This is a genomic window from Agriterribacter humi (assembly GCF_009192765.1).
Taxonomy (GTDB): domain Bacteria; phylum Bacteroidota; class Bacteroidia; order Chitinophagales; family Chitinophagaceae; genus Agriterribacter; species Agriterribacter humi.
Genome location: NZ_VOHQ01000011.1, coordinates 105,090 through 120,244 on the forward strand (window position 1 = coordinate 105,090; position 15,155 = coordinate 120,244).

Sequence of the window (15,155 nt, forward strand, 5' to 3'; positions counted from 1 at the left end):
ACTCCTGAATTTTCAGGAGTTTTTTTATTATAGTGAAATCTAATATAAGCGCAGATGGCTAAGTAATTTTTTTTCAGGAATAGAGGATATATTTGTCCTTTATTATCTGTAGCTTTATATAAAAATATTTGAAATAGTGCGGCGCAATATCATTTTAATTATTCTCTTGATTATTGGTTTAGGCGTATTACTAATACAAAGCTGTGCACAGCGCAATGATGAAAATGAAATTATACCGGTATCTAAAGAAAAGCCTGCCGATTTAGGATCTGTTTCAGCATTGCCATTAACATGTGATGCACCTGAAAATAATCCCACAACAGAAGAAAAAATTGAACTGGGCCGTTTGCTTTTTTATGACCCGATTCTTTCGGGCAACAAGGATGTTTCCTGCGCTTCCTGCCACCATCCCGAATTTGGTTACGCCGAGAGCCTTGAATTATCAATTGGGGTGAATGGAAAGGGATTTGGATCTAACCGGCAATTTGTTCAACCTAACGATATCCCGTTTACCAAACGAAATTCACCTGGTTTACTCAATGCCGCGTTTAATGGTATTGATATAAATGGCAATTATAAGCCTGAAGATGCGCCGATGTTTTGGGATATGCGGGCCAAAAGTCTCGAAGAGCAGGCGATGAATCCTATTAAGCAGCTTGAGGAAATGCGGGGACGTGACATAGCGGAGCATGATATGTTGAATGTGATCATTAAAAGGTTAAGAGCTATTCCTGAATATAAACGCTTATTTACAAAAGCTTTTAATGAAGAAGATGCCATTACCGAAACAAATCTGGGTAAAGCATTAGCCAGCTTTCAACGCGGTTTGCTGGCCAATAACTCCAGGTTTGATGAATTTATGCGCGGTAACCCTGCTGCATTAACCCAGTCGGAGAAGGAGGGAATGCAATTGTTCCTGGAATCGGGATGCGCACGTTGCCATAACGGGCCTATGCTTTCCGATTTTAAACCGCATGTACTGGGTGTTGCTGATAATGAAAAAACAGGGATCGTTGATTCAGGGATCAATAACAGTTTTGCATTTCGCACGCCAACATTAAGAAATCTACGCTTCTCTGCTCCTTATATGCATAGCGGTAAATTAAAAACACTTGAGCAGGTATTAACCTTTTATGAAGATCTGCACGGCAAAGCTTTGCCTAATCCGAACGTCAAAAAGGAGCAATTGGATACGCTTGCTATACAAACCCGCGTAGCATTTAAAAATATTCCGCGAATAGTTGAATTTTTAAATACGCTCAATGATGATAAGTACGACAGAAGAATACCGGATGCTGTGCCCAGTGGGTTGAGCGTGGGTGGCAACATTAAATAATACCTCTTACATTTATGGAAACAATCTGCCGCACGAATGACAAAAATTGGTTTAATATCCGATACCCACGGCTTTCTCGATGAAACTATTTTCAGGCATTTTGAACATTGTGATGAAATATGGCATGCAGGCGATTTCGGCGATCATGCTGTGGCAGATGCGCTTAAAACCTTTAAGCCACTGAAAGCTGTATATGGCAATATAGATTCGAATGATATAAGAAGTATTTATCCCGAAAAACTTCATTTTGCAACAGAGCAGGTACGTGTTTTTATGCAGCATATTGGCGGGTACCCAGGGAGGTATGCACCGGGGGTAAAGAAAGAAATTATAAATAATCAACCGGCATTGTTTATCAGCGGGCATTCGCATATTTTGAAAATAATATACGACGATCAGCTCAATTGTCTGCACATCAATCCGGGAGCTGCGGGAAGGCAGGGATGGCATAAAGTAAGAACGATAGTACGGCTGGTAATTGATGGCAATACAATGAAGGATTGCGAAGTAATTGAATTGGGTAAGAACAGCAGCAGGTTATAATGTATGGTTATTATTTTGTTTCGGTAATGCTTAATTATGCCTGTTCGGTAGTTTTATCAAAAGTTAATACCGGAATTTTTGAAGCGTACGACAATAATTTATTGGTAATCCTGTTCCATAAGCCGGGCAGGCGAAATTCTTTTATTGACTGTCCAAGGATAAGATCTGCATTGATCCGTTTCGAAAAATCAAGCGTGCTCTTGGCAAGATTTTTTCCTTCTAATAAAAAACATTGAACAGGAATGGAAGAAACGCTTTGCACCAGTTCGAGTGTTTTATCTACTATATTGTTTCCATTGCTGTTGTTCAAATAGCTTCTCAAAGAAACCAGGTAAACAGTTGATTTAAAAGAGCGGGCCAGCATCGTGGCAAGTTTAATCCGTTCTACCGGGATATCATTGTACAGGGGTAATACGATCTTCTTGAAATGACTTACCAGGCCGCCAGACCTGACTGCCAGAATGGGGATATTGGTTTTGCGGGCCAACATGCTGATAGAAATAGAAGAAATGATACGTTGCAGTAAGTTAAATTTAGATAGTCCCAATACCACCATATCCATATTATAGGACTCAATATATTGTTTGAGCTGCGCTTGCGGGTGTCCTTGCAACAGGCTGATCTCAATTTCTCCTTCCCCACACAATTGACTTTTATATGCTGCTTTAAGCCTGGCAAGTTTTTCGCGGCAGGTTTGCATATTAATATGCGATGCATAGGGCGTAAAGCGGCTGGCATCTATTGGCAAAAATGGGAAAACAGGGTTAAATACAACATGTACCAGGTGAATATTGCAATTAAAGCTATTGGCCATCTCTATAGCTTTGGCAATGGCCCATTTATTTTTGGCTGTAAAATCAACCGGAACGAGGATATTGTACAATTTGTTTTGCATAGAAAAGGTTTTTTTGGTTTATAAAAGTTTTCATTCGGATATGGATATATATTAGATCATGCTATAGTCAGCAAGGGTTTAAAGGCTTTTTCCTTTATGGAAATATAGGCAATTTTTTCCAATAATTCATCCCCTGTGCAAAAAGCAACTCCCTTGCCTGCATGTGCCATAATACACCTGTCATCCCTGTCATCACCTACCACAATGCAGTTCCGTAGCGATACATTATATTTATCGCATGCGTATTGTAAAGCATTGGTTTTACAATAAGAATGCCCGCAAATACTTTCAGGAGAGGCAAAGAAATAGGAGGGCATATTTACTTCGCCGGTTGCCTTGCCTTCATAAATATCAAGCTGGTTAGCATATGCAAAATCGCCACCAATATTTTGCCGTACATAATTTGCAATCAGCAGGTAACTATGGCTGATGATACCGACCAGGTATTCTTTTTCCTTTAATGCCTGCACTACAGCCTGTATATCTTTTACCATTTCAATGCGTGAAACGATATTCAGCAGATCGTCCATTGTTTTACCTTTTAACAGTAAGCCAATTCGTTTGGTTAAGATAATCGGATCTTTTTCATTGAACCTCAGGTCTTCCAATTGACGGGTAAAGCCAAAAGCAATAGCGCACTCATCAATAAAGCGGCCATTGAAAATGGTGTCATCCAGGTCAAAAACAATGAGTTTATGATATTTCGAAAGATTTTCCTTAAGTGTATTGTGCATTTCCCGCTGAATGGTTTCTATAGAAGATATTTCTTCTTCCGGCAGGTTAAATTCCGATTGAGGTTGTGCTTTGGCAATAATGGCCCGCGATACCTCTTTACTCATTTTCCCCAGGCTTTCCCAAGGCTTGCTGTTATTTTCTATATAGCCGATATTCACTTCTTTAATTCTGGCTTTCATCAGGTACATGTCAATGAGAATGCCTATATCTACACCGTAATCATTAAAAAAATCAATTCTTTTAAAAAAGTTTTTCCGGCCGGAGATCATTCCGCTCAATGGTTGTGAGAAACCCGACAGCCCGGGGTAATAGATATTAAGCAACGGCTTGGCAACCAGCTCTGTTACCCGGCCTGCGTTTCTGGCAAAAGTGGCCTTTACAAAATCTGCTTCATCATCAATTAGGGGGGTGGCAAGCAGGTTAATCGTCTCAGGAGGATATGGGTCAATATCGCCGTCAAGGAAAATCAGTATTGCATTGCCGGCCATTTGAACTCCTTCTTTCATAGATATTCCTTTTCCTCTTGTTTTGCTATTGATAATTTTAGCCCCCGCCTCCAATGCAACTGCAACCGTTTCGTCTTCCGAATTATCATCTACAACAATAACTTCATTTACGAGGGAGTTTCCCAGGCAGAAACGCACAATATTACCAATCGTTTTTGCTTCATTCAGCGTTGGGATAATTACAGTAACCATTAATTCTTCTTTGTTTTATACGTTTAAGCACAATATAAACATAGGGAGGCCAGGCAAGTTACTTAACAGCGATGTAAATCAAAAGGCATACCCTAAAATATAGGTCTCTTATTATTTTACATGTATCAAACAGGATTGTAAGTGTAAACCCCGGGTATTACCTGCTGGTTTACTTTAAATTGATGTAAAATAAAAAATCCCGAAGATTTCGGGATTTTTAAATGAGATGAACAGGTAATTATTAATATTCGTTATTGTAATCTCTTTTGTTATAGCCACCGCGATCACGATCACGGTATCCACCGCCACCGCCGCCTTTGTTGTAGCCGCCGCCACCGCCGCCACCACCAAAGCTTCTCTTTTTAAAACCACCGCCACCGCCTGGTTTAGCTGGTCTTTCCTGAGCTTCGTTGATAACGATTTTTCTCCCCAGAATCTCCTTGTCATACAGGCTACTGAGCGCATTTTGTGCTTCAGTATCATTTTCCATTTCTACAAAACCAAATCCCTTGCTTCTTCCGGTTTCGCGGTCTTTAACAATTTTGATTGAAGTAACAGTACCATACTGTTCAAATAGATTTCTAAGGTCGTCCTCTGTCATTGTCCAGGAGAGGTTGCCTACGTACAGGTTCATTGTAACTAAAATTTAAAAAGTGAAAATTGAAAAATAGTAATGGAAACTTAGTCGCTACAATGATCTGAGAACCGGAGGTTAGCCGTAAAACCAGCCAGAATAGGAACTAATGGTGCATTACTGCATTGTGAAGATAATGTTTTCCAAAATAATACCATATAAAATGGAATATATTTATATTAATTCTATCGGTAGGAAAAGACAAGAAATATGAAATAAAGAATATATAAAAAGAGGCTGCTAAATCAGCAACCTCTTTCTTTTAATATTTATTCAGCTACTACTTCAAAGCTTAACTCTGTTTCGTTTCCGTTACCAAAGTCAATTTTAGCCTTGTGTGTGCCCAGCTCTTTTACCTCATCCAGAATATGAATGCGGCGGCGGTCTATTTCATAGCCTTTCTGATCGCGGATGGCACGGGCAATTTGAACGGTAGTAACACTACCGAAAATTTTGCCTGAAGTGCCTGTTTTTGCGCCGATGCGCAATGGGCTTTCGTTGAGTTTGCTAATGACCAGGTTAATTTCAGCCAGTAGTTTTTCTTCCTTCTTCTTTAGCTGCTTAAGCTTTTCTTCCAACTGTTTAAGGTTAGAAGGCGAAGCTTCAATGGCAAATTTTTGAGGAATCAGATAATTGCGCGCATAACCGCTCTTTACCTTTACTTTTTCGTTGGCTGAACCTAAGTTATCTACGTCTTGTATTAAGATTACTTCCATGATTGCCTCCTTACTTTAAAAGATCAGTTACATACGGCAATAGCGCCATTTGACGGGCTTTCTTTATCGCGTCTGATACCTTGCGCTGGTATTTAAGCGAATTGCCTGAAATACGGCGGGGTAACATTTTACCCTGTTCATTGAGGAATTTTTTCAAAAACTCAACGTCCTTGTAATCAATGTACTTAATACCGTACTTTTTGAAGCGGCAGAACTTCTTCTTAGGCTTCTCTGTTTTGATAGCCGTAAGATATTTAATTTCATTAGCTTTTGCCATACTATTCAGCCTCCGCTTTTTCGTTTTTGTAACTTACACCACTTCTCTTTCTGGCATTGTACCCGACGGCGTATTTATCGAGTTTTGTAACCATGTGACGTAATACCTGCTCGTCACGTAACAGTTGAATCTTCAAAGTTTCATTGAAGGTGGATGGCGCAATAAATTCCACAACCCAGTAAATACCCGTGGTCTTTTTCTGGACGGGATACGCCAGTGATTTCAACCCCCAGGGGTTAGAATACACGATCTCGCCACCGGCTTCGGTAACCAGGTCTGTGTACTTTTTCTGAGCAGCTTTAGACTCTTCATCGCTCAGAACAGGGGTAAAAATCACCATCAATTCATAATTGTTCATTACCCTGAATTTTAGTTAAAAAAAATATGGGGTGCGAAGGTAGTTTTTTTTTGTTATATTTTATGGAAATATTTGTGAAGGTGAGAGGCGTAGGATATAAGGCCTAAGGCGAACCTGGGACCTGAAACTTGCAACCTGTATATGCATAGAAATATAAAGGTTTGGAAGATAAATCATAAAAGATGCGATACACCATGCCGGGAAAGACACTTATACCTACACCTTACGCCTTACAGCGTATACCTGATTGCCAACCTGTCAGTAATTCTTTCAATGGCATTTTATTTGCCGGCAGATTGTTGCTATTTATAACTTTAATTGAATCAAGCATTATGCAAAAAGGAAACATAAGGGTACAAACGGAAAACATATTCCCGATCATTAAAAAATTTCTTTACAGCGAACATGATATCTTTTTAAGAGAATTGGTCAGCAATGCCGTTGACGCCACTCAAAAATTAAAAACATTGTCTTCCATTGGAGAGGCTAAAGGCGAATTGGGTGAATTACGGATAGATGTGAAACTAAATGCCGGGGATAAAACCCTCACTATTTCTGACAAAGGTGTGGGCATGACCGCTGAAGAGGTGGATAAATATCTTAACCAGGTGGCATTTAGCGGTGCAGAGGAATTTTTGGAAAAATATAAGGGGCAAAATGAAAGCACTATTATAGGTCATTTCGGGCTGGGATTTTATTCTTCCTTTATGGTGAGCGATAAGGTTGAAGTTATAACAAAATCATACCAGCAGGATAAGCCGTCAGTTAAATGGGAATGCGATGGCAGCCCCGCATTTACGCTCGAAGAAACAGATAAACCGGATAGAGGTACCGATATTGTGCTTCATATTAATGAAGAAAGCAAAGAATTTTTAGAAGCAGGAAAAATAAGGCAGATACTGGAAAAATTTTGCCGGTTTTTACCCATTCCTATTTTCTTTGAAGACAAACAGATCAACAATACCACTCCTGCATGGACTAAAAAACCTTCTGACTTAACAACGGAAGATTACCAGAATTTCTATAAGGAGCTATATCCATTTAACGAAACACCACTTTTCTGGATTCATCTGAATGTGGATTATCCCTTCAATCTTACCGGTATCCTGTACTTCCCCAAAATAAAGCAGAGTTATGAAATACAAAAAGATAAAATTCAGCTATACAGCAACCAGGTATTCGTTACCGAAGAAGTAAAAGACATTGTACCCGAATTTTTGATGTTGCTGCAGGGGGTAATTGACTCTCCGGATATACCGCTGAACGTAAGCCGTAGCTATTTACAGGGCGATCCCAATGTGAGGAAGATCAACAACCATATCACTAAAAAGGTTGCCGACAAATTAGAAGAGATATTCAACAAAGACAGGAAAGCGTTTGAAGAAAAATGGGAACATGTTGGACTGTTTGTGAAGTATGGAATGATGACCGATGATAAGTTCTTTGAACGGGCCAATTCATTTCATCTTTTTGAAGATGTGGAAGATGGAAAATTTTATACGCTCGAAGAATACAGAACTACCACAGAAGCTTTACAGAAAAACAAGGAGGGCAAGCTGGTTATATTGTATACTACCAATCCTGTGCAGCAGGATGCTTATATTCAGCAGGCCAAAGCCAAAGGATATAAGGTTGTAAAAATGGAAACCCTGGTAGATGCTGCATTTATAAGCCAGGTAGAAACCAAATGGGAGAATGTTCATTTTACCCGTGTAGATGCTGATATTGCTGATAACCTGGTTGATAAACAGGAGGCCGGGGAAACCGTACTCAACAAAGAAGAAGCCGATGCGTTAAAAGATTTGTTTAACGTGCAACGGCCCGAAATCAATATGTCTGTTGAAGTGAAAGGGCTGGGTGCTGAAGCACCGCCGGTAGTTGCCACGCGCCCGGAGTTCATGCGACGCATGAAAGACATGGCCCTGGCAGGCGGACCTATGGCCGGATTTTATACTAATATGCCGGATGAGGTAACACTTACCGTAAATGGTAATCACCCCGTTTTTCAGACTATATTACAGGAAGCCGATGAAATTAAAAAAGAAAAGGCTATTCACAACCTGGCCGATCTGGCTTTATTGTCGCAGGGGTTACTGAAAGGAAATAATCTTACTGATTTTATTAATCGCAGCGTGGAACTGATGGGTGGAACACAGAAAAGTAAGATTATCCTGGAGAGCTGATAATGCGTTTGATTCATATATACTAAAAGCAATGGGGCTGTCTAAAAAGTAATATTTTGCCACACAGACCCGCCTGAACCGGACGGGCAGGCACGAGGGCACGAAGAAAATAAAACTTAAAGATCAGGACTTCGAGTCTTAGTGGACATATCTTCTATACCGGCTCTTTTGAGACAGCCACATTGTTTTTATGCTTTTCCGTGGAAAGTGTTATGCTGTAATATCTTTTTTCAGTATAACACCATCCAGCCATTTCAATTTTCTTTTGCGGTATACCGGCTCATATTCAAACTCGAAAAATGTTTCTATGTACCTGGGGCTCACATATAAAAAATAAACCGGGCGGGGATGTTGTTCTATTGAAACGTTTACCTTTTCCAGGAACCTGGCAATTGTATCATCGCTAAAAGGGTTGAACATAAAGAAAACAGATTCGTTGGGCTGTATATCATATTCCAATACGTTTTTACATAAAACCCGGTATTCCATTTGAGGAAATAGAGAACTGATCTTTTGCATATGCTGTTCTGCAATGCTGCATACCTCCTGCGCAAAATCTACACCTTTAATTGTTATAAATCCGTAATGAGCGGCCACTACCATTGCCCTGCCTTTTCCGCAGCCAAGGTCTGTAAAAGATCTGTCGTCACAAATTTCGCACAACCGCTTTAGCAAAGCTTCCAGTATGTAAAAGTTTACCGCCTCGTATCTTGATGAATGCGAGATATCTCCGTTAGCAATAGTAAGCTGTGTTAACTCAAGAGGTTTGGAAGTATCAACCCCAAATTTTTTTTCCCCTCTTATTTCATGCATCAAAATAAAACCGGCAAGAACAGGATTCCAGTTGAAGGCGAAATACCCATACAATTTTATATAGTTAAGCCATTTTTTCAATTGCCGCTCGGTCTGAGATCAATCACTTTTAGTTGCAGGCTTTTTTCACCGTTCCATTCATTTTCATCAATTGTAAAAACAATATCAGCAGGTTTTTTGGATTGCAATATGCTGAAATGTTGTGCCATATTAAATCCAATGCCGCTTATCACTGTATTATCCTGCTTTATTGAAAATTTAATATGTTGTTCTTTCACAACCCTGGAATAGCCGGTGTCTGTAATATTTCTGCATACAAAAACAGGCCGCAGGTTTTCGGGGCCAAAGGGCTCCATCTGGCAGATAATTTTATATAGAACCGGTTTAATATCGGCAAGTTCAATTACTGCATCAATGAAAAGAACAGGGATTAGTTGGGCGGGCTTAATCTGAGCCGCAACCACTTCTTCAAATTTGTTGCTAAAAGCCTCCACATGTTCAGGAAGCATTGTCATACCCGCCGCTGCAAAGTGTCCGCCATATCCTAATAAATGCTGCCTGCAGGCATGAATGGCTTCGTATAAATTAAAACCCGGCACACTTCGGGCGCTGCCGGCCACTATTTCGCCACTTTGCGTTAGCACTACGGTGGGGCGGTAATATTTTTCAATAAGCCTGGAAGCTACAATGCCTACCACTCCTTTATGCCAGTGCGGCTGATAAACAACGGTTGTTTTTCGCTGTACCAGTATTTCATCACTTTCAATAATACTTAAGGCCTGCCCCGTAATGCTGCTGTCGGCCTCTTTTCTTTCGTCATTGTCGGAGTGAAGCATCCCGGCATATTCAATAGCTTTTGCATAATCTTCTTCAATAAATAACTGAACGGCTTTACGGGCATCGTCCATACGCCCGGCAGCATTTATGCGCGGGGCTATCACAAAAACAAGGTTGGTAATATGGATCACTGACTTTTGAAGCCCGCTTAATTCAATAAGCGCCTTTATGCCGGGAGAAGGATTTTCGTTTACCTGCTTTACACCATAATAGGCAAGTATCCTGTTTTCGCCCGTCATTGGCACTATGTCGGCTGCAATGGCAGTTGCTACCAAATCGAGATAATTAAAGCATTCTTTTTCTTCAAGCCCTAAATACGAGGTTAATGCACAAATGAGTTTAAACCCTACCCCGCAACCGCATAATTCTTTGTACGGGTATGGGCAATCTTTTTGTTTGGGATTTAATATGGCAGTTGCCGGCGGAAGTTCCTCATCGGGCAAATGATGATCACAAATAATAAAATCAATACCCACAGACCTGGCATACCGTACAAGTGCTACCGATTTAATGCCACAATCCAGAGCTATAATAAGTGTAATATTATTTTCAAGAGCAAAGTCAATACCTTCTTTGGAAACCCCGTAACCCTCACGATAGCGATGGGGGATATAAAACCGGATGTTTTCCGGAATGTATACTTTTTGCAGAAACCGAAACATGCATGATACTGCCGTAGTGCCGTCTACATCATAATCTCCAAATACAAGGATGTTTTCTTTGTTTTCAAAAGCAGTAAGTATCCTTTGCACCGCCTTAGCCATATCTTTCATTAGCATGGGGTTATGCAGATCAGACAGTTGCGGGCGGAAATAATTTTTAGCCTGATCGTAGGTTTCAATTCCTCTTTGAGACAGTATTTTACAAAGCGCCGGATGTATGGTAAGCGCACTGGATAATTGCTTCACTTTATTTTCCGGCGCCTCAAGTATGTGCCATCGTTTTTCCATTGGTGTTTGTTTGGCTAATGCTTTCTGTCTGTTGTGTAATTTACCATTTCTTCCAATGCATTGCGAATTTCTGATGGAGGAAATTCATGCAAAACCGAAAGTGCCTTTTCCCTGTATTCAAGCATTTTTTGCTCTCCATATTCAATTCCACCCGTTTGCTTTACGTTTTCTATCACATAATTCACTTTCTCTTTTCTGCGGTTCTGGTTCTTTATTATGTATATGAGTTCTCTCCGTTTTGAAGGTGCGGCATGATTTAGTGTATATATTAAAGGAAGCGTAAGTTTCTTTTCTTTTATATCGTTGCCGGTTGGCTTACCAATGCTGTCGGTTCCATAATCAAAAAGATCATCTTTTATTTGGAAAGCTATGCCTGTATATTCTCCAAATTGCCTGAGTTTTTCTGTAATATCTTCATTTTGAGATCCGGACCAGCCTCCTGCGGCACAGGCAGATGCCAGTAAAGAAGCTGTTTTTGTTTTGATAATTTCAAAATAAATATCCTCATTCAGGTTCAGCCCCCGCGCCTTTTCAATTTGTAGAAGTTCTCCTTCGCTCATTTGACGCACTGCATCGGAAAGAATATGCAGTATGCGATAATCTTGTCCGTTCAGTGATAAGAGCAGCCCTTTGCTGAGCAAATAATCGCCCACAAGAACAGAAACCTTGGTTTTCCATAAAGCATATGTAGAAAAAAATCCCCTTCTTTCATACGATTCATCCACAACATCATCATGTACAAGGGTAGCGGTGTGTAACAATTCTACCAGGGAAGCTGCCCGGTAAGTTGAATCATTGATCCCCCCCGCAAGCTTGGCTGAAAGTAAAACAAACATGGGCCTGAGTTGCTTTCCCTTCCGCTTTACAATGTATTGCATTATCCTGTCGAGCAAAGGAACATTGCTTTTTACTGATGCCTTGAATTTTGATTCGAAGATTGCCAGTTCATCCGATATAATTCTCTTTGCTGTATTCATCTGTATAAAAAAGGCATAAATGTTGCAACTAATACGTTCAGTTTGCTGTCTGATGTAAAACACTGCAAGTTAACTGTGTAATTTATTATTTCTAAAAAATTTGGTATTTGACACTCAATCAATACTTTTGCATATAACCTTTTTGTAAGATCACCGTATTCACTCACTAATATTTTAGACATTATGGCAACCAAAAGGATTTTCTTTCTACTGGGGATTTTTACTTTGCTAACCACATACCTGTTTGCCCAGGAAACCACGGGAAGCTACGACTGGAGAGATTCTTCTTTAATTCCTTCCAAAAGACTGGGGCAGCATAACGAGTTTTTGAACAACCAGTATAATTTTCCTGCAAAGCCAAGAAACCAGTGGGAACTGGGGTTAAAAGTAGGTACATTTAATATATTGGGAGATGTGGCATCGCAGTTTCCTACACCAGGGTTTGGCGTACATGTAAGAAAAGCGCTGGGTTACCTGTTTTCTGTACGCGCTGAATACGTGTATGGTATGGCAAGAGGTGTAAACTGGAAAGAAAGAACCAGCGGCTTTGCTGATCATTGGCGTGATGCCGGCTATGGCGCCGGGCAAACCGTTTTCGATAATTATAAAGCCAATGTGCAGGACCTGTCATTACAGGGAGTATTCACTTTTAATAACATCCGTTTTCATAAAGGTAAAACCGGTTTTGTTGTATATGCACTCGCAGGTATAGGCGCCACAGTATATGAAACGAAAACCAACGTTGTATCAGATGCTGGTACAGCATACAATTTCAGTACGATTGGGGTTAACAATGTTTACAAAGAAAGGAGACAAACCATTAAGGACGTTAAAAACCTGTTGGATGCCGGAAGCTACAATACACTTGCCGAAAATGAAGGCAATGCAAGAGCGAAACTTTTTGGCAAAACTCTCCGTTTTTCCAGAACAGTGGGTGCAGGTGTTGCCATTAAACTAAGCGACAGGTTAAACCTGGCTATAGAAGACAGGTTAACTTTTACAGGCGATGACCTGCTGGATGGCGTTCGCTGGCAAAATACAGGGACTCCGGGTAACCCTACTACAGGCAGGGTGCTTTCACCCAGCAATGATATGTATAATTATGCCAGTTTAGGGTTAAATATCAATATAGGCTCTAAGTCTGTTCAGCCTTTGTGGTGGCTCAATCCATTGGATTATGCTTACAGCGAGCTAAACTCTCCCAAGCATATGAAAATACCCAAACCGGTATTGGATGATGCTGATGGAGATGGTGTTTCTGACCAGTTTGATATGGAACCCAATACGCCTGCCGGTGCATCGGTTGATACACATGGTGTGAGCCGGGATACAGATGGCGATGGCGTACCTGACTATAAGGATAAAGAATTGATAACACCTACAGTTTGTCAACCTGTTGATGCTGATGGCGTAGGCAAATGCCCTTGCCCTGATGAGTCATGCTTCGAGGGATATGTTGCTAAAAGAGGCGGCAGCGATTGCGGAATAGGCGATTTACCCAGTATTTCTTTTAATGCCAAAGTCTTTAAGATTTCACAAGATGCCGAAGCTGTGCTGGCTAATGTAGCAGACAGGCTTCGTCAGAACCCCAATTGCAGGGTAGTAGTAACAAGCTATACTTGTGAACCTTCTAAGTCTTCACAGCAATTGAGCTGGGATAGGGTAAATGTGGTGATCAACTACCTTGTTGAAAAACAAGGTATCAGTTCCGACCGCTTAATATTCAAATATGGTGAAACTGGTGGAGATTGTAATACTGTAGATCTCAGATCAGCAGATGTGAGTGATGAAGGTCCTAATACGGTTCCTGCACCACATCCCAACCTGAGAAGAAGGGGTTAATGAGTTGATTTTCAATAGTTAATCATAAATTTTAAAAAACTGGCTCAGCAACAAGCTGTAGCCAGTTTTTTTATCAATACCTTAACGTGTTGCTAAATATCAGAAGTTTATATTTATTCTCTCAGATTGTATTATAAAACAATTATTTTTGCCCGCCTTTTATGAGAATAATCAAATACCTTTTTTTGCTGGTTGGTGCAGTTTGCGTCCTTTCGTCCTGCTCTAAGTTTTCTAAAGTAATGAAAAGCAAGGACTATGAGTATAAGCTCCGGATGGCTGATCAATACTTTGTGAAGAAGAAATATCGCTTTGCGCAGCAGTTGTACGAGGATTTGTTTCCTGTGTTCAAGGGCTCTAACAAATTTGAAGACATTCATTATAAGTTTGCTTATTGCGCCTATTATCTGAAAGATTATATCAGTGCCGAAAACCTTTTTAAAAGTTTTCTTGAATATTTCCCCAATAGTGCTAAAGCGGAAGAAGTGGATTTTATGCATGCATTCTGCTACTTTAAACAATCGCCCAGGCCGGAATTGGACCAAACCAATACTATAAAAGCCATGGGACAAATGCAAACATTTATCAATACACACCCGGGATCTGAACGCAATAAGGAAGCTCAGGAGATTATTGCACAATGTTATAACAAGATGATAACCAAGGACTATAGCAGTGCAGAATTGTATTATAACCTGGGTCAGTACAAAGCAGCAGCTATTTCTTTTTCCACACTGCTCAATAGTTATCCTGATGCACCCAATGCAGATGAGTTTAAGCTTTGGGTAGTAAAGTCTTATTATAAATATGCCTCTATGAGCATACCGGATAAGCAAAATGAGCGTTATGGACAGGCAATAGAGGAGGCCCAGGATTTCCAGGACAGGTTTCCGGAAAGTAAACTATTGAAAGAAGCTGAACGTTACTTAACTTTGTCGCAAAACAATTTAAAAACTATTTCTCAATGAGCAGATTAAGAAAACAATGGGGAGCAAATACTACTGCCAATGTAGTAGAAACGAAGAATGTGGTTGACATTAAGAATAAGACGGGTAATTTATATGAATCTATTGCTATTATCGGCAAAAGAGCCAACCAGATCAATATAGCGCTTAAAGAAGAGCTCCATAATAAATTGGAGGAATTTGCCAGCCATACAGACAGCCTGGAAGAAATTCACGAGAATAAAGAACAAATAGAAATCTCTAAGGCTTATGAAAGGATGCCTAACCCTGCATTGCTGGCAACCCAGGAGTTTTTTGATGATAAAATTTATCATCGTAAAAGCGATAACGACCTGTTCAGTTAAAATTTTTACGGGCTATATCTTTTAAACTCTTTTGCGGCAATTAATACCTGCCGCT

General features: G+C 40.2%; 15 protein-coding genes. 6 read left to right on the forward strand and 9 right to left on the reverse strand.

Going from position 1 to position 15,155, the window contains the following annotated elements; all coding sequences use genetic code 11:
* Positions 1-166: 166 nt before the first annotated feature.
* Positions 167-1,336, forward strand: coding sequence for a cytochrome-c peroxidase (locus tag FRX45_RS17310; RefSeq protein WP_226805429.1), 1,170 nt, complete (start codon positions 167-169; stop codon positions 1,334-1,336).
* Positions 1,337-1,372: 36 nt separating this feature from the next.
* Complete coding sequence (locus FRX45_RS17315; protein WP_152269713.1) at positions 1,373-1,879, forward strand: metallophosphoesterase family protein; 507 nt, start codon at positions 1,373-1,375, stop codon at positions 1,877-1,879.
* A gap of 34 nt (positions 1,880-1,913) precedes the next feature.
* Here FRX45_RS17315 and FRX45_RS17320 read toward each other — a convergent pair whose 3' ends face one another.
* The 6 genes from FRX45_RS17320 to rpsF all read right to left on the reverse strand — a co-directional run bounded on the left by FRX45_RS17320 (position 1,914) and on the right by rpsF (position 6,192).
* Complete coding sequence (locus FRX45_RS17320) at positions 1,914-2,774, reverse strand: universal stress protein (protein WP_152269714.1); 861 nt, start codon at positions 2,772-2,774, stop codon at positions 1,914-1,916.
* A 56-nt stretch (positions 2,775-2,830) separates the two neighbouring features.
* Complete coding sequence (locus FRX45_RS17325) at positions 2,831-4,207, reverse strand: glycosyltransferase (RefSeq protein WP_152269715.1); 1,377 nt, start codon at positions 4,205-4,207, stop codon at positions 2,831-2,833.
* A gap of 241 nt (positions 4,208-4,448) precedes the next feature.
* Positions 4,449-4,841 carry an RNA recognition motif domain-containing protein gene (locus tag FRX45_RS17330; RefSeq protein ID WP_152269716.1) on the reverse strand — a complete coding sequence of 131 codons (393 nt, stop codon included), beginning with the start codon at positions 4,839-4,841 and terminating at the stop codon, positions 4,449-4,451.
* Positions 4,842-5,110: 269 nt separating this feature from the next.
* The gene (gene rplI, locus FRX45_RS17335) at positions 5,111-5,557 is read right to left on the reverse strand and encodes a 50S ribosomal protein L9 (RefSeq protein ID WP_152269717.1); all 447 of its coding nucleotides are present in this window, start codon (positions 5,555-5,557) and stop codon (positions 5,111-5,113) included.
* Positions 5,558-5,567: 10 nt separating this feature from the next.
* Positions 5,568-5,834: a 30S ribosomal protein S18 gene (gene rpsR / locus FRX45_RS17340; protein WP_152269718.1), complete on the reverse strand. Its 267-nt coding sequence runs from the start codon at positions 5,832-5,834 to the stop codon at positions 5,568-5,570.
* Between the two features lies 1 nt (position 5,835).
* Positions 5,836-6,192 (reverse strand): 30S ribosomal protein S6, encoded by a 357-nt coding sequence (gene rpsF / locus FRX45_RS17345; protein ID WP_152269719.1) that lies wholly within the window; start codon positions 6,190-6,192, stop codon positions 5,836-5,838.
* A 332-nt stretch (positions 6,193-6,524) separates the two neighbouring features.
* On the opposite strand from rpsF, the gene htpG reads away from it, so the two are divergent.
* On the forward strand, positions 6,525-8,375 hold the full coding sequence (gene htpG / locus FRX45_RS17350; protein WP_193311755.1) for a molecular chaperone HtpG: 1,851 nt from the start codon (positions 6,525-6,527) through the stop codon (positions 8,373-8,375).
* A gap of 210 nt (positions 8,376-8,585) precedes the next feature.
* Here the strand turns inward: htpG and FRX45_RS17355 are convergent, their stop codons facing one another.
* Genes FRX45_RS17355 through FRX45_RS17365 form a run of 3 tightly spaced genes read right to left on the reverse strand, consistent with a single transcriptional unit; the run spans position 8,586 to position 11,952 of the window.
* Positions 8,586-9,242, reverse strand: coding sequence for a methyltransferase domain-containing protein (locus FRX45_RS17355; RefSeq protein WP_193311756.1), 657 nt, complete (start codon positions 9,240-9,242; stop codon positions 8,586-8,588).
* A gap of 23 nt (positions 9,243-9,265) precedes the next feature.
* Entirely contained in the window at positions 9,266-10,975 is a 1,710-nt protein-coding gene (recJ, locus tag FRX45_RS17360; RefSeq protein ID WP_152269721.1) for a single-stranded-DNA-specific exonuclease RecJ, read from the reverse strand.
* 14 nt (positions 10,976-10,989) lie between these two features.
* Positions 10,990-11,952: a polyprenyl synthetase family protein gene (locus FRX45_RS17365; protein WP_152269722.1), complete on the reverse strand. Its 963-nt coding sequence runs from the start codon at positions 11,950-11,952 to the stop codon at positions 10,990-10,992.
* A 183-nt stretch (positions 11,953-12,135) separates the two neighbouring features.
* On the opposite strand from FRX45_RS17365, the gene FRX45_RS17370 reads away from it, so the two are divergent.
* From FRX45_RS17370 to FRX45_RS17380, 3 genes are all read left to right on the forward strand, one after another.
* Positions 12,136-13,794 (forward strand): OmpA family protein, encoded by a 1,659-nt coding sequence (locus FRX45_RS17370; protein ID WP_152269723.1) that lies wholly within the window; start codon positions 12,136-12,138, stop codon positions 13,792-13,794.
* A 161-nt stretch (positions 13,795-13,955) separates the two neighbouring features.
* Positions 13,956-14,759, forward strand: a complete 804-nt coding sequence (locus FRX45_RS17375; RefSeq protein ID WP_226805430.1) for an outer membrane protein assembly factor BamD — start codon at positions 13,956-13,958, stop codon at positions 14,757-14,759.
* Positions 14,756-15,100 (forward strand): DNA-directed RNA polymerase subunit omega, encoded by a 345-nt coding sequence (locus FRX45_RS17380; RefSeq protein WP_152269725.1) that lies wholly within the window; start codon positions 14,756-14,758, stop codon positions 15,098-15,100. The genes FRX45_RS17375 and FRX45_RS17380 overlap by 4 nt, the downstream gene beginning before the upstream one ends.
* Positions 15,101-15,155: the final 55 nt, after the last annotated feature.